15 protein-coding genes are annotated in these 19,628 nt (G+C 54.2%); 2 read left to right on the plus strand and 13 right to left on the minus strand.

Annotation, left to right across the window (positions count from 1 at the left end; all coding sequences use genetic code 11):
• Positions 1 to 47: 47 nt before the first annotated feature.
• Positions 48 to 1,253 (plus strand): ROK family protein, encoded by a 1,206-nt coding sequence (locus tag MHI42_RS11635; RefSeq protein WP_342423858.1) that lies wholly within the window; start codon positions 48 to 50, stop codon positions 1,251 to 1,253.
• 327 nt (positions 1,254 to 1,580) lie between these two features.
• Here MHI42_RS11635 and MHI42_RS11640 read toward each other — a convergent pair whose 3' ends face one another.
• From MHI42_RS11640 to MHI42_RS11675, 8 genes are all read right to left on the minus strand, one after another.
• On the minus strand, positions 1,581 to 2,348 hold the full coding sequence (locus MHI42_RS11640) for a nucleotidyltransferase domain-containing protein (protein ID WP_342423859.1): 768 nt from the start codon (positions 2,346 to 2,348) through the stop codon (positions 1,581 to 1,583).
• A 1,553-nt stretch (positions 2,349 to 3,901) separates the two neighbouring features.
• On the minus strand, positions 3,902 to 4,900 hold the full coding sequence (locus tag MHI42_RS11645) for an SGNH/GDSL hydrolase family protein (protein ID WP_342423860.1): 999 nt from the start codon (positions 4,898 to 4,900) through the stop codon (positions 3,902 to 3,904).
• Positions 4,897 to 6,297 carry an FAD-dependent oxidoreductase gene (locus MHI42_RS11650; protein ID WP_342424725.1) on the minus strand — a complete coding sequence of 467 codons (1,401 nt, stop codon included), beginning with the start codon at positions 6,295 to 6,297 and terminating at the stop codon, positions 4,897 to 4,899. Before MHI42_RS11650 ends, MHI42_RS11645 begins: the two co-directional genes overlap by 4 nt.
• Positions 6,298 to 6,351: 54 nt before the next feature.
• Positions 6,352 to 7,365, minus strand: coding sequence for a glycoside hydrolase family 130 protein (locus MHI42_RS11655; RefSeq protein ID WP_342423861.1), 1,014 nt, complete (start codon positions 7,363 to 7,365; stop codon positions 6,352 to 6,354).
• A gap of 36 nt (positions 7,366 to 7,401) precedes the next feature.
• Positions 7,402 to 8,304, minus strand: a complete 903-nt coding sequence (locus MHI42_RS11660) for a carbohydrate ABC transporter permease (RefSeq protein ID WP_042134873.1) — start codon at positions 8,302 to 8,304, stop codon at positions 7,402 to 7,404.
• A 13-nt stretch (positions 8,305 to 8,317) separates the two neighbouring features.
• Positions 8,318 to 9,217, minus strand: coding sequence for a sugar ABC transporter permease (locus MHI42_RS11665; RefSeq protein WP_171718783.1), 900 nt, complete (start codon positions 9,215 to 9,217; stop codon positions 8,318 to 8,320).
• A gap of 69 nt (positions 9,218 to 9,286) precedes the next feature.
• Complete coding sequence (locus MHI42_RS11670) at positions 9,287 to 10,708, minus strand: extracellular solute-binding protein (RefSeq protein WP_342423862.1); 1,422 nt, start codon at positions 10,706 to 10,708, stop codon at positions 9,287 to 9,289.
• Between the two features lie 132 nt (positions 10,709 to 10,840).
• Positions 10,841 to 12,076, minus strand: coding sequence for a hypothetical protein (locus tag MHI42_RS11675; RefSeq protein ID WP_342423863.1), 1,236 nt, complete (start codon positions 12,074 to 12,076; stop codon positions 10,841 to 10,843).
• A 231-nt stretch (positions 12,077 to 12,307) separates the two neighbouring features.
• Between MHI42_RS11675 and MHI42_RS11680 the strand changes: the two genes are divergently transcribed.
• Positions 12,308 to 13,813 carry an FAD-dependent oxidoreductase gene (locus MHI42_RS11680; protein ID WP_342423864.1) on the plus strand — a complete coding sequence of 502 codons (1,506 nt, stop codon included), beginning with the start codon at positions 12,308 to 12,310 and terminating at the stop codon, positions 13,811 to 13,813.
• Here MHI42_RS11680 and MHI42_RS11685 read toward each other — a convergent pair.
• The 5 genes from MHI42_RS11685 to MHI42_RS11705 form a co-directional block, all read right to left on the minus strand.
• Positions 13,810 to 14,652 carry an AraC family transcriptional regulator gene (locus MHI42_RS11685; RefSeq protein ID WP_342423865.1) on the minus strand — a complete coding sequence of 281 codons (843 nt, stop codon included), beginning with the start codon at positions 14,650 to 14,652 and terminating at the stop codon, positions 13,810 to 13,812. The genes MHI42_RS11680 and MHI42_RS11685 overlap by 4 nt on opposite strands.
• Positions 14,649 to 16,286 carry a response regulator gene (locus tag MHI42_RS11690; RefSeq protein ID WP_342423866.1) on the minus strand — a complete coding sequence of 546 codons (1,638 nt, stop codon included), beginning with the start codon at positions 16,284 to 16,286 and terminating at the stop codon, positions 14,649 to 14,651. The genes MHI42_RS11685 and MHI42_RS11690 overlap by 4 nt, the downstream gene beginning before the upstream one ends.
• A complete protein-coding gene (locus tag MHI42_RS11695; protein WP_342423867.1) occupies positions 16,276 to 18,030 on the minus strand; it encodes a sensor histidine kinase in 1,755 nt (584 codons plus the stop codon). Before MHI42_RS11695 ends, MHI42_RS11690 begins: the two co-directional genes overlap by 11 nt.
• A gap of 847 nt (positions 18,031 to 18,877) precedes the next feature.
• Positions 18,878 to 19,057: a hypothetical protein gene (locus MHI42_RS11700; RefSeq protein WP_342423868.1), complete on the minus strand. Its 180-nt coding sequence runs from the start codon at positions 19,055 to 19,057 to the stop codon at positions 18,878 to 18,880.
• 118 nt (positions 19,058 to 19,175) lie between these two features.
• The gene (locus MHI42_RS11705; protein WP_342423869.1) at positions 19,176 to 19,514 is read right to left on the minus strand and encodes a hypothetical protein; all 339 of its coding nucleotides are present in this window, start codon (positions 19,512 to 19,514) and stop codon (positions 19,176 to 19,178) included.
• Positions 19,515 to 19,628: the final 114 nt, after the last annotated feature.

Below are 19,628 nucleotides of genomic sequence, written 5' to 3' on the forward strand. Positions count from 1 at the left end.
CTTGTCTATTCATCAGGTTTAGTATATTCATAAGGAGAGAACCGTCTTTGCTGCTTATTCATGAACTTATCGCCAATCCCAAAGCCAGGGAAATCTATTTCACTGTAAGAAAACACCGCACCGTCTCCAAACAAAGTCTGCTGGACGAAAGCGGACTGACCATAAGCACGTTAACACGCATACTGGATGAATTGCTGTCCCTGGAGCTGCTGGTTGAAGTCGGCTTCGGCGAATCTACCGGAGGCCGCCGTCCCACTCTCTATGAGACCAACCCTTCCTATGCCTATCTGCTGGGACTGGAGATCTCCCGTACCCATGCCAAGCTCGTATTGATGGACTTCCATCTGCAGCTGCTGGGCGAATATACCTGGAACATGGATACCGCCCTTACCCCGGAGCATCTGATGGAATCCTTACATAGTCAGGCACTGCAGATGCTAGCTGCAGCCTCCATTGATCTTGGCCGGGTCGCGGGACTTGGCATCGGCGCAGTCGGCCCGCTGGACCGCCAGGCCGGAGTTATCCTGAATCCGGCACGATTCACTGCGCCGGGCTGGTCTCAGGTACATATTAAGGAGCTGCTGGAACAGCGGCTGGCTGTGCCGGTATATCTGGACAATGGAGCCAATACGGCTCTGCTGGGCGAATACTGGGCCAGCAGTAACCGGATGCAGCATCATCTGCTCTACCTCCATGCCGGAATCGGCCTGCGCTCCGCCATCATGAATGATGGACGGCTGCTCTATGGCATGATTGATACCGAGGGGGCTGTCGGGCAGATGATCATCGAAGGCTCCGGGCTTCCGCCGCATATTCCCGGCGGCAACGCCGGTGCGTGGGAGAGCTATGTGTCCATCCACACCCTGGAGAGACAGGCGCGTGAAGTCTGGCGGCTGGGCAGCAGCGGGCTGCTCCGCAGCCTGGCCGAGAGTGCGGAGCAGCTGGAATTCGCCCATCTAATAGAAGCGCTCCATGCCCGTGATCCCGAGGTTGTCCGGTTGTTCCACGAGATGGCCGTCTACTGCGGCATCGGGCTGGCCAATCTGATCAATATCCTCCATCCCGAGGAAGTCATCCTCGGCGGCCCGCTATTCCTCACGGCCGATGATTTCTATCAGGAGGCGACCCGGATCGCCCTTGAGCGGACCTATTACCGCGAGCAGTATAACGTCCGCTTCACCCGCAGCAGACTGGGTGAACGCTCGGTCGCAGCAGGCGCTTGCGCTATGGTGCTGCACCAGTTGACGAACTAGGGAACAGTGCCGGTATCACTCTAATGCCCCAGTAATCACTCTTACGCATCGATAGTCAACGTACCGGTTGTTCGGTGAAAATAAAGTCTTAGACTGATCCATTAATAAAAGCAGCGGCAGTCAAAGACTGATAAATAAAGTCTTTGACTGCCGCTGTTGTCGTTCGACTAACGTTTCCGGTTAGCTTAATCGTCTTATGTTTTAATTAGAGTCGCTGCTTATAGCTGTGAGGCTTGCCGAACACCTAACGCAGTGACGTCCCGACGGGCTTAGGGGGCTGGATATGGTCACTCGCTTCTCAGAGTGACCCGGAGCGTCAATATGGTTTTAGCCGAAGGAAGTTCTGGAAGCAGCCATTGCATTTAAGGCGTTCTCAAAATAGCTATATACTTCATCTGCAACTCCCAGAAACTCTTCAACAAGTACATTACTATCCAAGTAACAAGCATACAGATAATCAATTAAAGCAGAGTCAATCTCACAATAGTTTAATATGGCATTCTTCATCTTAAAGATGTCATCTTGCCATACACCTGTATCTTCTATAACCAAAGAGTATAATGCACGAATTAATCTCTTAGAGTAACCTTTAATATATCTAGCTTTCATTGTGTTATCACTAGCATTAGAAAGTGAACTATGTATACGAGCTACTTCCTCCTTGGTCTCTGTATTTAAGTCTAAAATGAACTCTGGAGAAATAATTATCGGTGGTACTTTTTCACCAACGTCATGACCATATATGCAAACACAAATTATCTTTACCCAAAAACCCCACTCATTTGGTTTACTTAATACATCGTCAATCGGGCAAATTATCGTATCAATCTTAGTTACTACTGGATATTCTTCCAAAAGCCTGTCTTTAATATTTGACAATCTTTCGTAATCAATATCTTTGGGATTTACACATACAATAGTAAAGTCTGCATCTGACTTAAAAGGTTTAGCAGTTCCTTTTGGAATCGAGCCACACATATAAATGCTATGAATCTTATCTTTAAATTCGGTAAGTATATTATCTATATACTTATCAACAAAATCCTTATATTCACTTTGTATTACAATTCTATTTATAACTTTTTCTAATATCATATAGACTCCTCCTAAACTAAGAACTTCTTTCGGCTAACATCTTTTTGCGAACTTCGTAAATTCGTCATGACTTAAGTTATTCGCGTAATCATTCAACTATCCTGCCCGTTAGAGCTTAATGAAGTATTGACAGTCTAATACTTCATTTTCTCAGTCTGCAACTTTATTTGCCGAGTCTAACACTTTATTTTTCAGTCTAGAACTTTATTATCTTTTGACACCGGTAATCTCACTAATGCATCGATAGTCAACGTACCGGTAATCACACTTACGCATCGACAGTCACTCTAACGCACTGATTCTTACTCTAGCACGCCACTCATCACTCTTGCATACCGACAATCACTCCTAACGGTGCGTCAGGTGATTTCGGGGTGGGGCTTATCGGGTGCGAATATTCGCAGTGAGTGCTTGGCGGGCCTTGTAGAGTGCCGATGTTCGCAGAGTGCTTGGCGGCTCATCAAGCCAGCCTGCCCGCTGGCAACGCGGACTGAGATTCCGTTATTCGGGCAGATCAGGCAGATTTGCCGGCTAAGCGGACTCAGATTCCGTTAAGTGAGCAAATTCACCGGATTCGTGGCCCGAATCTACAAGATAAGCGATTCTCAGTCCGCCTCAGCCTCATAAAGTGGCTTTTGGGAGATATAGCGTCCTCTCAGTCCGCTTCATTGGCAGGTGTGAGTGATCAGCAATTGTTCAAGCAACAAATGATGCAATTGCCTTAACAAGGACAAAATCTATTCGACTTTTCGCATACATTTGTTCCAGTTACCTTCGCGATAGCACATTGTGTTCGGTTTTTCGCATACATTTGGTCCGGTTACCTTCGCGATAGCACATTGCATTGTATTCGGTTTTTCGCATACATTGGACCCGGTTACCTTCACATAGCACATTGTGTTCGGTTTTTCGCATACATTGGGTCCGGTTACCTTCGCGATAGCTCATTGCATTGTATTCGATTTTTCGCGTACATTGGGCCCGGTTACCTTCACAGTAGCTCATTGTGTTCGGTTTTCCGCACACATTCGCATTGGGTCCGGTTACCTTCGCAGTAGCACATTGTGTTGGGTTTTTCGCATACATTTGCTCCGGTTACCTTCGCATAGCACATTGCGTTCGGTTTTTCGCATACATTAGGCCTAATTACCTTCGCGATAGCACATTGTATTCGATTTTTCGCATACATTGGGCCCAATTACCTTCGCGTAGCACATTGTATTCGGTTTTTCGCATACATTTGCTCCGGTTACCTTCGCAGTAGCACATTGTGTTCGACTTTTCGCATACATTTGCTCCGGTTACCTTCGCGATAGCTCATTGTGTTCGATTTTTCGCGTACATTACGCTTACCAGGAGATTCAATGGGATTACGGATCTGCTCCTAATTCCAAGGGACTTATTTGACCACAACTGACATATATCAGAATTCCCTATACAACAGGAAAGGCAGCAGCCATCCCTTAACCGGGATGGCTGCTGCCTTTTTATAGTTGTCTTTCACCTGCTGTTATACTCGCCCAATGAATCCGCTCAGGCGCTCCATCGCCTGGCTACACCCGCCCCACCTGAAGCGCTGCCGCCAGCCTGCTGCCGAAACGGCTTCCCAGCAGCTCGTAGCCTTCGGCTCCCGGATGCAGGCCATCCGTCAGCAGACTGCCATCTTCCGGACCGAACCATCCCAGGCCATCCAGGTAATGCAGATGGCGGTCTCCCCGCTCCTGCAGCAGCTTCACTGTCTCTACGATCTGCCGCCGCATGAGTGGCAGGGTGAAGCCGAGCTTGTTCTCCTCCGTCTCCCGCTCCGTCCCGTAGATCGGAGAGATGACGGCCAGCGGCGTCTCCTTGTGCTTCTCACGGATCGTCTCCAGCATGCCGATCAGCAGCGGCTTGAACATCCGCGGGCTGGAGGCTGCTGCACCATATATATTGACTCCGACGCACAAGGTAATCAGTTCAGCCGGAAAATCCCGGATCAGCCGGCCCGCCATCGGCTCCATCAGGCAGTTGCCCGAGAAGCCGAGATTGGTCAGATGATAGCCGCACTCCCCGGCGGCAATGACCGGCCAGGTGCGCGAAGGGCTGGACGCTGCCACACACTGGGTGATGGAGCTTCCATAGGTGATCCACCTTGGCCGGTGATCCGGCAGCGGTTCAGCAGCCGCCTCATCTTCGATCCGCAAGCCGCTCAGTGTAATGCCGGTATTCTGCGGCAGATAGACTTCCAGCTCCTTCATACCGGGCGGAAGCCCGGTGAATAAGGCTTCCGTGCCGCCCGCAGCAAGTCGGAGCTTCTGGAACAGCACGCCGCCAATAAGACAGTCCAGTGCGGCAGCCTCCGCAAGCGGACTGAACCACAAGGCCAGTGCCTTGGAGCCGGTGGCCAGCCGCAGCCGGATACCGGAGCAGATTTCCGCCTTGCCATCGATCCCGTCCGGCGGATACAACTCATAATCCCGGTAAGGAATACGCCAGGGCTTGATCCCCTCCTCCCGGTGCTCCAGTGAAACTGCGCTGTGAAACCATTCATCTGTCAGAGGAAGGCTCTTCAATGCCCTTCCTCTGCTTCCCCTGCTTCCCTGCTGTCCGCCGCACCGGTGCCCGGAACGAAACCCTTCCCGAGCCATACATCCTGATCCAGCAGACGCTGCTGAAGCTCAGGGATCGAGATGCTGCGGGAATCCGCGCCATCCCGGAGCGCCAGCGATGCTGCCGTTCCGCAGGCCTGGCCCATCGAGAAGCAGTTCGGCATCACCCGCAGGGAGCCCTGAACCGCCCGGTCCGAGGACACGGAGCGCCCGGCCACCCACAGATTGCGGATGCCTACGGGAAGCATGACCCTGTAAGGCACGCCGTGGGAGACGCCCGGCGGCAGATGATTGAAGGTCATATCACTCTTGCTGGTAGCCAGGTGGATATCAATGTAATAGGCATTGCGGGCAATATCATCCGGGAAGGAACGCGCCGCAATGAAGTCGTCTACGGTCAGCATGTAATCGCCCTGAATCCGCCGCGTCTCCCGGATGCCAAGCTGCTCACCGCTCGCCACCAGATGTGCCGACCCGAAGCCCGGTACATACTTGCGGAAGAATTCCAGTTGCCGCAGCACGGTCCGGCGGCCTTCGATGGCTCCGCGCGTAAGCTCCTCGGCCTTCGTTCCGTCTACACCAAACACATGGCCGAAGTTGACCCCGACCAGATAATCACTCACCCAGGCCAGGCCGGAAATGGACTTGCGGCCTTCCGGCAGCGCCCCTTCAGCCATAGCCTGCTCAACCGTCCGGTGCAGCTGACCCGTATCTCCCGTTTCTTCCAGGAACCGGCTGAACTCCTTGCGGTCTACATTTGCCAGCAGATAACACATGCTGCCCGGCTGAAGCTCCCCTTCCCCGCCGCCTTTCTGGAAAGGAACGCCCGACAGGGCAGCGATATCCCCGTCACCCGTACAGTCGATAATATACCGGCAGCGGATGAAGGACCGACCCGATTTATTGACAATAATCACGCCCTCGATACTCTGTCCATCCGGGGACAGCACAACATCGTAGACAAAGGTATGGAACAGCGGCGTCACACCGCTCTCAAGAATGGCATCGTCATAGACACGCTTAAGCACCTCAGGATCAATCGGCACCCAGTCCAGCATTTCGCGGTATTCCTCCTGATAGCCGGGATCGCAGGCCTGCTTCATCCCCTCCATCAGCTTCAGGCCGAGGCCGCGGATAATCGGCTTGACCTTGTCCGTGTAGGGACAGAAGGCAGGTACAAGCGCTACAGTCCCCATGCCGCCAAAATAACCCCGCTGCTCCACGATCATGGTGCTTGCACCGCCTTCGGCAGCGGAGATAGCGGCAGCAATGCCCGCCGCCCCGCCGCCGATCACCAGCACATCTACCTCACGGGAGACCGGCACAGCTGCAGATGGTAGAGTAATCTGTCCGTAATCCATATCTCCGTAATTCATATGTTCCTGATTCATAATCGTCCTCCTTGTAAGGCCGGTTTAGTTATTCAGTCCCTTCTCCAGACACAGCCGGAGCAGGTCATCTACATGCGCAGTCGCCAGGCATTCCACCGTATCCGCAGCACCGTAATAAATTTTGACCTCCCCGGAATCCTCCAGGATCATCCCGCCGGGAAAAATCACATCGTTGCGGAACCCGCCCGAGGTCTCATACAGCGCCTCCGGTGCCAGCAGCGGAGCTGCCGCCCGGCCGATGATCCGGCCCGGATCTTCAAGATCAAGCAGCATAATCCCGGCGGTATAGCGCTTCTTCCAGCTGTCTTCCCAGCCGTTCTTGCCCCGGCTGCGGTCAAGATCCACGGCATGGAATGTCGTCAGCCAGCCCTTGTCCGTCTTTACGGGAGGGGCGCCGGGACCCACCTTGTCATTGGCATACGCCACATTCTCGACAGCCAGCAGCAGCTTGTGACTCCCCCAATACTTCAGGTCCGGGGAATCACTCATCCACATGTCAAAGCGGTCCAGTCCTCCCCGGCTGTAGACCGGCAGCGGACGCTCAAGCCTAACATATTTGCCGCCGATCTTCTCCGGGAACAGTACCATATTGCGGTTATCCGGCAGCGACAGGCTCAGCACCTCGAAGGAGCGGAAATCGTCCGTCACGGCGATCCCGCCGCGCAGGCCGTGAAGCGTATCGACCGCGAAGCACAGATAGCAGCGTTCGCCAATCACGGTCAGGCGCGGATCATACACCCGGACCACTTCCTCATCATGCCAGGACCAGCACGGCTCCGGCTGCACCTCCCAGCTTACTCCGTCGTCGCTGAAGGCGAGTCCCAGATTCGTTGTATGGTGGGGAGCGACGATCCCCTTGCTCTGTTCCCCGTAGTCATTGCGGAATACCATTACATATCTGCCCTTGAATTTCGTCACTCCGGCGTTGAAGACCATGGCCGGCCCGTACGGGACATCCGCAGGCTTCAGAATGGGGTTAAGCGGATGCCGGACCATCACCGGACTTGAGGTAAGTGTTCCTATCGTCAGATCGTTCATTATGGAAGATTCTCCTTTGCACATACAAGATTATAGCTACCCTTTCACCGAACCGGCCGTAACCTGAATGAATGTCTTGTTCGCCAGAATATATGCCAGCAGCATCGGCAGAATGGACAGGCAGGCCCCGGCCATCATCAGATGGATCTGCATCGCGGCCGAGGAGCCGTAGCGGAGATTCGCCAGCCCGACAGTCAGCGTCTGCAGCTTCGGATTGGTCATGGTGAATACCAGCGGCAGGATGTATTCGTTCCACGAATGGCGGAAGGCGAATAGTCCGGCAACCCCCAGTCCTGGAGTCAGCAGCGGCAGAATGATGCGGAAGAAGGTGCGGATGAAGCCGGAGCCATCGACCATAGCAGCTTCATCCAGCTCACGGGGGATCGCTTTGAAGAAGCCCTGCAGCATGAAGAAGGTGCTGGAATGGGCACTGACCAGAATCAGAATGACTCCCCACAGCGTCGTATTCAGATGCAGCGCAACCATCAGATCGAACTGCGGGCGCAGCACAATCGCACCAACCGAGATGAACATCATGGACGCCTGCACCGTGACATATATCCGTTTGCCTGGGAACTCACGCCGGTCCACCACATAGGCGGCCATCGATGCTACCAGCAGCGTCCCCACCGTAACCATTACACTCATAAAAGCACTGTTCCAGGTATAGCGGGCGAAGTTGGCCTGTTTCCAGGCTTCCGCATAGTTGGCGAATTGCAGCTTCGCCGGAAGCAAGCTGCCGCCGGTCATCATTTCTGCCCCTGTCTTCAGCGAGCCTGCCAGCGTCATCAGCAGCGGAAACAAGGTCAGGAGCGCTGTTGCCAGCAGGAACAGCCACATCACCGTCCGGACCGCTATTCTTCCGGCATGGCCGCCGGGCTCCCTGGGGACGGACTGCTTCAGCCCGGCCGGCTGCTTGGATATCACATGTTCGTTCATTTGAATCAACCTCCTAATACACCTTGTTCATTTTGCGGCTGAAGAAGAAATACAGTCCGGTAACCGCTCCGACAATCACGGCGGAGGCGAAGCCCACGGCACTGCCGTAGCCCAGCTGCTGCGCTACCGGCGAACCGGTGGATACAGGGAACAACAGCTTGTAGAGATAGAGATACATGACCTCGGTTTTGCCGATCGGTCCGCCTTCTGTAATGACCATGATGCTCTCATAGCCCTTCAGGGAAGCGATAATCGCCAGCATAATGACCATCTGGGCAACCGGAGCCAGCATCGGAAGCGTAATATTCCAGAAGCGTCTTCCGGCGTTCGCCCCGTCAATGGCCGCGCTCTCGTACAGATCCTGCGGAATACTCTGTAGCCCGGCGAGAAAGAGCAGCATATAGTTGCCGACCGCACCCCAGACCGCCACGATGATAACCGTCAGCATCGCATGCTTCGGACCCAGCCAGTCGACCGGCGCTGAGACCAGGTGCAGCTTCATCAGAACTGTGTTAACCATCCCGTTATAGGAATTGAAGATGTTATAAAAAACAACGGAGATCACTGCCGTACTGATCACGGTCGGCATGAAATAGATGCCCCGGAGCAGACTCACCCCGCGCAGTTTGCCATTCAAAATAACCGCCAGCAGCAGGGACAGAGGCAGGGTCAGCAGCAGCTTGCCTCCGGCAAAGACGAAGGTATTGCGGACTGACTCCCAGAACAGGCCGTCCCGCAGCAGCCGGCGGAAATTGTCCAGCCCGATGAACAGTGCCTCGCCATATCCGGCATAATCATAGAACATATAGCGCAGCATCCAGAACAGCGGATAGATGCCAAGAGTAATCGTCAGAATAATGCTTGGCGCAAGGAACAGGGAGTTCTCCCCAAGCCTTCTCCATTTGTAAATCATATGTGGTCCTCCTTCGGGGAAAGCAAAGGGGCTGCGCCGGGAATCCCGTACAAGCCCCTTCCTAACCTGTTATTCTCCCTGCGGTTTCAGCGGATCAAAGGCAGGGTCCGGCGTAACGGTAACCTCGCCCTTCTCTACCGCTTTGGTCAAGGCGGCATTGTATCTTGTGTTCAAATCTTCAGTAATGGCCTTGGCGTCTCCGCCTGCAAGGATATATTTGAAGAAAGCATCCGCATAGGTAGAGCCCTCAGGAGTAACACTTGGCACTGCGGGCCAGAGCGAGTCATGCTCGCCGACCAGGAAGCCTTCCATGCCGTTAATTTCAGGGTTTTTGGCCTGTTCCACAATGGTTGGCACTACGGCAATCCCGAAGCCTTTCTCATGATAAGTCTTCAGAATATCGTCACCGTACATGTATTGCATGAATTTCCAGGCAGCCTCCTGATGCGCCGATTTGGCACTGATCCCGAGCCAGGTACCGGCGGACACGATTTCAGAGGTTCCTTTAATCTGTCCATCTAGTGTTGGAGCCAGGGCACCTGCCCAGTTGATTTCAGTCGGGAACTGGTCCTGATACACCCCCGGCTCTGTCGAGAAGGAGAGGTACATCCCGATTTTGCCTGCCGCAAACTGGGCGCGCAGCGGGTCGATGTCCAGTGTCTCTGCACCTGGCAGAATGCTGCCGTCTTCATACATCTGCTTGAAGTACTCGATGGTCTGCGAGTAAGGTGCGAAATCAAACTGCCCTGTCTTCAGGTCAAAGCCGAGTCCCTGATAGCCGCTCAAGGACAGAATCTCCCGGATCGAACGGTCAAAAGCCGATTTCGGACTTTTGAAGTTCAGCGCGAAGCCATAGACACCTTCGGATTTGCCGGCTTCGGTAATTTTGCGGGCATCATCGACCATTTCCTGCAGCGATACCGGAGGATTGTCAATACCCGCTTTAGCAAAAAGGTCCTTGTTGTAGATCAGACGCAAGGTGAGGCCGGTATTAGCTAATGAGTACACCTTGCCGTCAAAACGGTTAACATTGTCGATGATTACGCTGCCGAATTTCGTTTTGATGTCATCGGTAAGATAACCGTCAATCGGTGCCAGATATCCTTTTTTGACAAATTCGGCTGTATTGCCGCTCTTCAGACGGAGCAGATCCGGTGCCTGATTGCTGGTAAAAGCGATATCGACGCTCTGCGCGTAGTTCTCGGACATCACCGTCAGTTCCACCTGGATATTCTCGCCGTTCGTCTCATTGAACTTGTTGATCAGCTCTTTGATATATTCCTGGTCATGACGGTCGTCCGTCCAGTATTTAAGCTGTACAGGCTCGCTTTCGGCAGTATTACCGCCAGTAGCAGCCGTTGCTGCTGGAGCTGCCGTGCCCGCTTCAGGTGCTTCAGTTGCCGCACCCTTGTTGCTGTTCCCGCCGCCGCAGCCTGCAATTCCTGCCGCCAGCATGAGGCTCAAGCTGAGACCCAACCATTTTTTCTGCATACGTTCTACCCCTTTGATTAACATTTGTATTGTGAGCTCGTTCTCATTATAAGCCCCCTCCCCCGCAAAAGGAGTGCGGCAGTCTCACTCTCTAGGGACAGAAATCCATGGTTCTTAGCTGCTGAAGCTTCCTTATCCGGTCAGGTTCCCGTTCTCATCGTATTTCCGGATATACGCCAGCAATTCTGCAAAATTAACCCACGATATCCCCGCCTTCTGATCTGCCGCGCCATAAGACATGATTAAATCCTCTCCCAAGACAATGCCTCCGGTCGTAAACAGGCAGGGTGTCGGATAATCCTCCGGCATTTCCCAATCCCGCTCGGCATACATCAGACGCTCAGAGCACCGGTGAATAACAGCCGGGAAATCATTATCCTGCTCCCTGAGGATCATGAAGGATTGCGTGTACCCGAACTGTACATTTTTCTTCGCGTGATAGGGTACCAGCCACTCTCTATTCCCCAAGGCTATCGGCGGCCAGCTTGCACCCACCCGGTTCTCCTCCCAATCAAAGACCGGATAAGCCAGCAGTCTGTGCACCGCTTTGGGCGAGGCCAAATCCGCTATGGATTCCGCTGCTGCCATATAAATCGATGGCTTACCCGCCTGCTCTCCCCCTTCAAAGGGAAGGACATTCATCGGCCGGTGCAGCATCAGATATTGCATTTTACCGGCAATCCTCATTTTCCGGGGAAACAAAAACACGTCGCGGTTATCGCTGACCTGTCCCTCAGTGAGCGGACCCACATACTGAAAAGCGCTTTCATATTCACCCTGCTTCAGCTTATCCAAATTCAGCCTGTAGAGCACACTGACCGTGTCATTGGCCCGGGCCGATTGAATGAACGGGTCGGCCTCGTCTCCGGTAAAAATCCAATCGGGAACATATTCAAACCGCGTCTGCACCGGAGGCTGCTGGCTGCTGAGCCAATAGGGGCCAGGGGGAAACGGCCGGCAGGCCACCGTGACGTATAACTCCTCTTCGACATAAAAGATACGCGGGTCCTCCACACAGCCGTTGGCATAATTCCGCACTTCATTTCCGTAAATATCCGTGATGTACAGCTCGTGCTCCTCATACCCCAGTGCGGGCGCCAGAGCGGGTCTAGAGAAGTCTGCCTCCCAGGTTTCTCCCGCATCCCTGCTGCACGCATAACCCAGAAAAATCGGATACGGATCATGACAGCCCTCTCTTCTTTTGTGCGTCCATGGTCCGGTGGCCCGGAATAGCATATGGATTTCATCAGAATCAGGGTCCTTAATAATCGCCGGATTCAACACCATTTTATCCGCCCAATCACAGCCTGATACAGGCTCAAGCGCCGGTTTGTCCAAATAGCGGAATTTCGGTTTCTTCGGTTTCATAGTTTCATAGTTCCTCCTGTTATACATCATAGGATAAGGGCGTTTCCCGTTTTTCAGGAATCACCTTATCATACGGAACCCCTGATTTCAAAAGGCTTTTGCCATAAAATCAGCCGCTTGAACAAAACAGTAAGATCCGTCAAATCAAAAAGGAAGATCCATCATTCCCGCCTGGCCGGCCAGCGGTTATGATAATTTCTGCAGGTGAAATCAGGCATTAGGAGGCATACTATGAACCGGGAACAAGTGTATGATATTGTCATTTACGGCGGAACCGCAGCAGGGATTACAGCTGCTGTCCAAGCCGCAAACATGGGCAAAACCGTGGTGGTAATCGAGCAGGGACAGCGTATTGGGGGCTTGACCAGCGGAGGTCTGGGAGATACGGATGTGGGAATGAAGCAAGCGGTCGGCGGCCTGTCCCTGGAATTCTACCGGCGGGTAGCCCGGAAATATAATCAGGACGGGGCACGCTGGCTGTTCGAACCCAAGGTGGCGCTCGAAGTATTGCAGGACCTGGTAGCCGAACACCAAATCAAAGTTGTCTGCGGTGATAGGCTTGAGCTTCAGGAAGGGGTGACCAGACAAGGCACGACAATCACTTCTATACGCATGGAATCGGGGAACATCTATAGGAGCAGGATGTTTATTGACGCTACGTATGAAGGCGATCTGATGGGCAAATCCGGCGTATCCTATACTGTCGGCCGGGAGCCGAATTCAGCTTACAGAGAGACACTAAACGGTATTCAGCCCGGCGACGAGCTGAATGAGCTTCCAGCCGGTATTGATCCCTATATCATTAAAGGAGTACCTTCAAGCGGCTTGCTTCCGCGTGTCAATGCTACCCGCGGCGGCGGCATCGGTGACGGTGACAACAAGCTTCAGGCATATAACTTCCGCATGTGCCTGACGGACAATCCCGGCAACCGCCTGGAGATTGGAAAGCCTGAGGGGTATAACGAGGCCGATTATGAAATTCTGTTCCGGGCCATTGAGCAGGGACAGCGCTCCCGTTTCTTCAAATTAAACTGGGTTACTGCAGAGAAGACGGACTCCAATAACAATAGCGGCATTTCAACGGATTACAATGGAATGAACCATAGCTATGCGGAGGCGGATTATCCGGCAAGAGAAGCAATATGGGAGGCCCACCGCATCTATCAGCAAGGTTATGTCTGGACTCTGCAGAATCATCCGCGGGTGCCGGAGGACATCCGGGCGGTCTACAAGTCGTGGGGGCTGCCGCTTGATGAATTTACGGACAGCGGCCACTGGACGCCCCAATTATATATCAGGGAAGCCCGCAGAATGATCGGCGATTATGTGGTTACTGAGCATGATGTCAGACTGGACAACCCGGTGCCCGATTCCATCGGAATGGGCTCCTTCGCCATGGACTCGCACCACACCCAATACTATGTGAACGAAGACGGTCATGTAAGCACAGAGGGCGGATTCTATGTGAGGCTGGCTGCGCCTTACCCGATCAGCTACCGGGCGGTTGTGCCGAAACGGACGGAATGCACCAATCTGATCGTACCGGTATGTGTATCTGCTACCCATGCAGCCTACGGCTCGATCCGTATGGAGCCGGTCTTCATGATCCTGGGGCAATCGGCTGCTGCGGCTGCCGCGCTGGCGCTTGATGCGGACGGGATTGTTCAGAATGTAGAGGTGGAGAAGCTGCATTCCATCCTGCTTCAAGAAAATCAGGTTTTGTATACAGATGTCTAATCTGTGCAGCCCTCCGGATGGAAGCGGAATCCGAATCTGCGCCGGTATTCTCCCGGAGAATGTTCAAAGTGTCCCCGAAACATCCGGCAGAAATGGGCATAGCTCTGGAAGCCCGTTTTGTCGGCAATCTGTTCAAGCGTCAGACCACTGTACAGCACCTGCTGCTGCGCAAGCTTCAGTCTGACGCTGATACAGTAGGCGAACATGGATTGGCCAAAAGCAGCCTTGAACAGATAGGAGCAGCGGGACACACTTAACCCGGCCGAGGCCGATATCTGCTCCAGGCTAAGCGGTTCATGGGCATGGTTGTCTATGAATAACTTAAGCTTGTACGCGGTATCCGCTCCCTTGGTGCGCGGACTGACCCCAATCACATGCTCCAGGGTCAGGCAAAACGTTCTCAGAAGATAGTCCATGATCTCGTCCAGGTTTTGCATCATTTTTTTCTTCTCGCTGATGATATGCTTCCATAGCGTAAGCACCGTATCGTCAAAACCGATATTCGTTTTTACGGGCAGGCTTGTGTTAGCCCACCACGAGTCCAGCCACTCCCCCTTGCCGGCCAGGAAATAGTCCGAAGCAGGCTGAGTCTCACCCGATGCTGTTAGGTTTCGGGGCTGAACGTTTAGTCCGTAGGGCTGACCGGGAGGATAAATGAGCAGGTCTCCGGGGATGATGGTCTCGTAATTGCCCGCCACCAGCGCCCGGCAGGTACCTTCCGCCTGAAACCGGAACAGATAGTAGGTCAGCCCCTCTTCGTACTTAACGGAGTGGGGCTTCGTGTGTGCGAAATAATTAGCATAAATGACGCCGGAACGATGCGGATCTGGCTTCGTCATCGGTAAGGTTTCTCCTCCGGACGGTCAGGATGATAGCCTGCCCTGAATTCCGAAGGTGTCTGCCCGGTGATCTTCTTGAACATTTCGCTGAAATACCGCCGCTCCTCGTAACCTGCTGCAAGGGCGACCTCCTGCACCGGCATCCCTTCTACCAGCAGCGCTTTGGCCTTCTGGATCTTCTCCATGGTCACATACTGGGTGACCGTCATACCGGTCACCTTCTTGAAAAGACTGGAGTAGTAGCTCGCGCTGAGATGGACGTGAGCTGCGCAATCCCCTACCGTTATATCCTCAGAGAGATGGCTCTGAATATAATCGAGTGAGGCATAGATGACCTTCTGCCCCTCGGACAGGCTGTTCTTGCGTACCAGTGCGGCCCCTTCCACGCATAACTCCAGCAGCTGCCGCTGGAGAGAAGCCAGCGGCAGTCCGGCTGTTCCCTGAACAGCCCTGAATCTCTGGATCAGCGGCTGGATATCCGCATACGGAATCAGCTCATAGAAGCTCCGGATCGCCGAGGCAGCCAGCTCATCGTACAGGCTGAGCAGATAATCCGGATTCTGCCGGGAGACCAGACTCTGGAGGCTTGTCGAGATATCCTCCAGAATAGCCGCTGCCTTGCCGGTATTACCGGAGCGCAGCGCCAGCAGCAGCTCGTCCTTGTATTCCAGGGACAGCGGCTCCTGGCTGCCGGCCGGGAGAATATCGTCATAGCGGATGGCTGCATTGCCTTCTGTGAACAGATGATAGGCCAGCGCCCGGTTGGCCTGCAGATAGGAATCGGGCAGCTCACTCGTCTCCTCCACTCTGCCTCCGACCCCGACCGAAACCGTGAATTTGGTGTAGCGTTCAATATTCCGGCAGCAGCGTTCCGCAATCTCCACTGCACTGACCGCGCTGCAATCATTCATAACCGCCAGATAGCGGTTATGTCTGGCGCGGAAGACTACGCAGCGCGCATATTCGGCAATCGTCTCCTGCGTGATATTGAGCAGCGAGAAGCGGATCAGCTCCACCTCGCGGATGGACAGCTCGGCTGCCCGCTCCTGAAAGTGATCGATCTCAAGCAGCATCACCACAAACCCCTGCGGGTTCAGATCGATATTCAGGAATTCCCAGCGGGCCGCCGCCTGCTCCCAGGCTGTACGGTGGCTGACCAGCAGGGCGAAATATTCCTGCCGCAGCACCGGCAGACTCTCCCGCAATCTTTTTTCCATCTCCCGCAGGGTAAGCAGCTTCGACCGTTCTTCCATGATCTCCGCCCTCGCCCGCAGCACCGCCTTCATAATATCCTCTTCGGTAAACGGCTTGACAACAAAGTCAAAAGCGCCAAGCTGGACAGCCTGCTGCGCATATTCAAAATCGGCATAGCCGCTGATCAGAATCACCTTACAGTCCCGGTGGCGTTCCAGCACGGCCCGCAGCATGGACAGTCCATCCATCCTCGGCATCCGTATATCCGTAATGACAAGATCCGGGCGCAGCTCCGAGATCATGTCCAGCCCATCCTCCCCGTTGGCTGCCGTACCCGCCACCCGGATACCCTGGTCCGCCCAATTCATGCAGGTGAGTCCTGCGACTACGCTTTTGATATCGTCTATAATGCACAAGCTGATCACACCATTATCGTCCATCCTGATGCTCCTCCCTCTTGGGTAAAGAAATGATGACCGCCGTTCCCCTGCCTGGCCCGCTGTCCACCCGGAACACCGCACCGTCCCCGTAATACAGCTGCAGCCTGCGGATCAGATTGGACACGGCATACCCCTTATCCGATTCCCTCCAGAAGAGTGCCCGGACCTGATCCTCCTCCATGCCTGCTCCATTGTCGCGGACCGTAAGGCACCAGCGTTCTCCCTCGTCCAATATCTCTATATCAATCACTCCGCCGCTTTCCAGATCACGGAAGCCGTGCAGAATGCTGTTCTCTACCAGCGGCTGAAGCAGAATGCGCGGAATAGGGAGTGTATTCAGCGCTTCATCCTCTACGTGGATTTCATAACGGAACAACCCTTCATAGCAGCTGCACTGCAGCTCCAGATACTGGCGGACATGCTCCAGCTCCTTGGACAGCGTTGTGATTTCCTGCCCCTTATTCAGCCCCAGCTGAAACAGCCGGGACAGCGACACTACCATTCGCTGCGACTGCTCCACCTGCTTCAGATTCAGCTTCCAGTAGATCGTATTCAGCGTGTTGTACAGGAAGTGGGGGTCCATCTGCGCCGACAGCGCCTTGATCTCCGCCGAGCGTTTATTCGTCTCTGCCTCGGTGACTTCCCCGATCAGCACCACAATCTGCTCAAGCATCCGGTTGAACCGGATACCGACCTGAGCCAGCTCATCCCCGCTGCTGCTCTCGAACCGGGCGGTCAGATCGTTGCTTTCCACCTTTTTCATCACCTTCATCAGCCCCTGCAGCGGCCTCAGCAGATAACGGGTAAATGCGCCGGATACCATCATTGTGACCGTGAAGGCGGCGAGGGCCACCACTACAAGCATCCACTTGACATAGATCATATCCTTCAGCACGCTGGCTTTGGACTGGATTGTGGTCATCGTCCAATCTGCGATGCCCAGATGGGCATAGTTCAGCAGATAGGATTCACCGCCCAGCCTGAACGTATTGCTGAGATCCCGGCTGCTGCTGATCCTACCGGTCAGATGACCGCCCTCCACCGCCTGCCGGACCAGCGGGTCCTTCACAGAATACACAGGCTCACCTGAAGCGTTCAGCAGGAAGCTGCGCGCCCCGCCCCCGGTACCTCCGCTTACCAGCTTGCGGAAGCCGTCTTCGCGGATATTGACTACGATATAGACACCGCTGACCGGAGTATCGAATATGGGCTCCAGAATCAGTGAGATCACCCGGTCCTTGCCGGAGAACAGCATATCCTCATGGCCCTCGACCCACAGGTTCTTCTTCTCCTGTTCAATGCGCTCATATAGAAACGTATCCTTGAATTCCGTCAGCCGGTTGCGGTTCATCGACGACGGGTAGAACTCCCCGATCGGCGTGGACACATAGATGGACTGAATCAGCGGCTCGGCAATCCGCGCCTGTGAGAAAACGTTATCAAGATCATTCAGATGGGTATAATATCTGCCTGTGTCCCCGGAGACGACATCCCTCATCATATTGTGAAAAGGCTGGCTGATCATAAAGGTCATCATAATCAGTGTCAGCTTGTTCAGCTTCTCGTCGATGATCTGTGCCGATTTGACGACGGTATCCTGGGTGAGCTTCAGCGCATTCTTCTCCAGGATCGCCGCCGAGATGGAATAGGACAGTCCTCCGGTCATCAGCACAGAGAGGAGAATCACCGCCAGGAATGCGGTTTTTAATTTACTGCGGAACGATTGCTTCCGGAAATAGTCCAAGTTCTTCACGCCTTCCTGTGTACATGCCTGCTCTTCGATTATGTCACCCGGACCCGGGGCCGGGCAATAAGCCGCTTAAGATACAGTGAAATCACCGTATGCGGAGCATGGATTTACCGTATGTACAAGGGGAGGGGAACCAATTTCCCCGCTCCAACATAATTTGAGGGGATTTCCTCTGGGACAACCCGATTCGAGGGAATTGTTCCCGCTCATTCCACCAGTTCCCCGTCCCAGCCGGATTCAGAGGAATTCCTCCCTCTCCTTTCGCCAGGCAGCCTCTTTCCTGAAAAATAAAGTCGAGTTGCCGCCTTCATGGATGAGGTTTTATGGCTGAAGCGGATTTGCATGTTAGCACTCCCGCATGTCCTCTGCGAGTGCTTGGCGGAGCTTATCAAAGCCCATCTGCCCGGACAACCAACTAATCAAACGGACTGAAAATCCGCTATTTGCCCAAATCTGGAAGATTTGCTGGCTAAGCGGACTCAGATTCCGTTAATGGCTCTCCCGCAGCCCATTTCACGCCCAAATGAACAAAATAGCTGATTCTCAGTCCGCTTAACCCTCAGAAAAGGGGTTTTCCGGAAAATAGGGTCTTTTCAGTCCGCTTCATCTGCTGGCGGTACGCTTACCTGCTCCAGCAACCAACAACCAACAGCCAACAACCAGCAAGCAACAAGCAACACCCAGCACCCAGCAGCCAATAACCAGCAGCCAACTGGGCAACTAGCTTATTTCGCCAACCTCTGCCCGGCAAAGAAAAAAATCACCCGGAAGGCAAATTGAGCTGGAGCTTATGAGCTTATGGAGTTGATGGAGTTGATGGAGCCTGTGCAGCTTAAGTAGATTAAGGCCACCCACGCCACTCCAGACAGACTAGTTCCGGGCAGCCGCCGGTGAAATCAAGCGCACTTTTGCCCCTCATTCCCGCCTGCCGCCCGCTCTCGGCAGATTCAGGGGCACTAATGCCCCTCATTTCCGCCTGCCGCCCGCTTTCGGCAGATTCAAGCGCACTTTTGCCCCTCATTCGTCTGCCGCCCGCTTTCGGCAGATTCAGAGGCACTAATGCCCCTCATTCCCTCCTGCCGCCCGCTTTCGGCAGATTCAGGGGCACTTTTGCCCCTCATTCCCGTCTGCCTCCCGCTTTAGGCAGATTCAGGGGCACTAATGCCCCTCATTCCCGCCTCCCGCCCGCTCTCGGCGGATTCAGGGGCACTAATGCCCCTCATTCCCGCCTGCCGCCCGCTCTCGGCGGATTCAGGGGCACTAATGCCCCTCATTTCTGCCTGCCGCCCGCTTTCGGCAGACTCAGGGGCACTAATGCCCCTCATTCCCGCCTGCCTCCCGCTTTCCGCAGATTCAGGGGCACTAATGCTCCTCATTCCCGCCTGCAGCCCGCTCTCGGCGAATTCAGGGGCACTAATGCCCCTCATTCCCATCTGCCGCCCGCTCTCGGCGAATTCAGGGGCACTTTTGCCCCTCATTTCCGCCTGCCGCCCGCTTTCGGCAGATTCAGGGGCACTTTTGCCCCTCATTCCCGCCTACTGCCCGCTTTCGGGGGATTCAGGGGCACTAATGCCCCTCATTCCCATCTGCCT

It is taken from the genome of Paenibacillus sp. FSL E2-0178 (genome assembly GCF_038593005.1).
Taxonomy (GTDB): Bacteria; Bacillota; Bacilli; order Paenibacillales; family Paenibacillaceae; genus Paenibacillus_AQ; species Paenibacillus_AQ phytohabitans.

Excerpts from the sequence above, each read along its gene's own strand:
- MHI42_RS11680 (WP_342423864.1), top strand. The coding sequence starts at position 12,308 with ATGAACCGGGAACAAGTGTATGATATTGTCATTTACGGCGGAACCGCA.
- MHI42_RS11685 (WP_342423865.1), bottom strand. The coding sequence starts at position 14,652 with ATGACGAAGCCAGATCCGCATCGTTCCGGCGTCATTTATGCTAATTAT.
- MHI42_RS11640 (WP_342423859.1), bottom strand. The coding sequence starts at position 2,348 with ATGATATTAGAAAAAGTTATAAATAGAATTGTAATACAAAGTGAATAT.
- MHI42_RS11700 (WP_342423868.1), bottom strand. The coding sequence starts at position 19,057 with ATGAGGGGCAAAAGTGCGCTTGAATCTGCCGAAAGCGGGCGGCAGGCG.
- MHI42_RS11690 (WP_342423866.1), bottom strand. The coding sequence starts at position 16,286 with ATGGACGATAATGGTGTGATCAGCTTGTGCATTATAGACGATATCAAA.
- MHI42_RS11660 (WP_042134873.1), bottom strand. The coding sequence starts at position 8,304 with ATGAACGAACATGTGATATCCAAGCAGCCGGCCGGGCTGAAGCAGTCC.
- MHI42_RS11665 (WP_171718783.1), bottom strand. The coding sequence starts at position 9,217 with ATGATTTACAAATGGAGAAGGCTTGGGGAGAACTCCCTGTTCCTTGCG.
- MHI42_RS11705 (WP_342423869.1), bottom strand. The coding sequence starts at position 19,514 with ATGAGGGGCAAAAGTGCCCCTGAATTCGCCGAGAGCGGGCGGCAGATG.
- MHI42_RS11655 (WP_342423861.1), bottom strand. The coding sequence starts at position 7,365 with ATGAACGATCTGACGATAGGAACACTTACCTCAAGTCCGGTGATGGTC.
- MHI42_RS11670 (WP_342423862.1), bottom strand. The coding sequence starts at position 10,708 with ATGCAGAAAAAATGGTTGGGTCTCAGCTTGAGCCTCATGCTGGCGGCA.
- MHI42_RS11675 (WP_342423863.1), bottom strand. The coding sequence starts at position 12,076 with ATGAAACCGAAGAAACCGAAATTCCGCTATTTGGACAAACCGGCGCTT.
- MHI42_RS11650 (WP_342424725.1), bottom strand. The coding sequence starts at position 6,297 with ATGGATTACGGACAGATTACTCTACCATCTGCAGCTGTGCCGGTCTCC.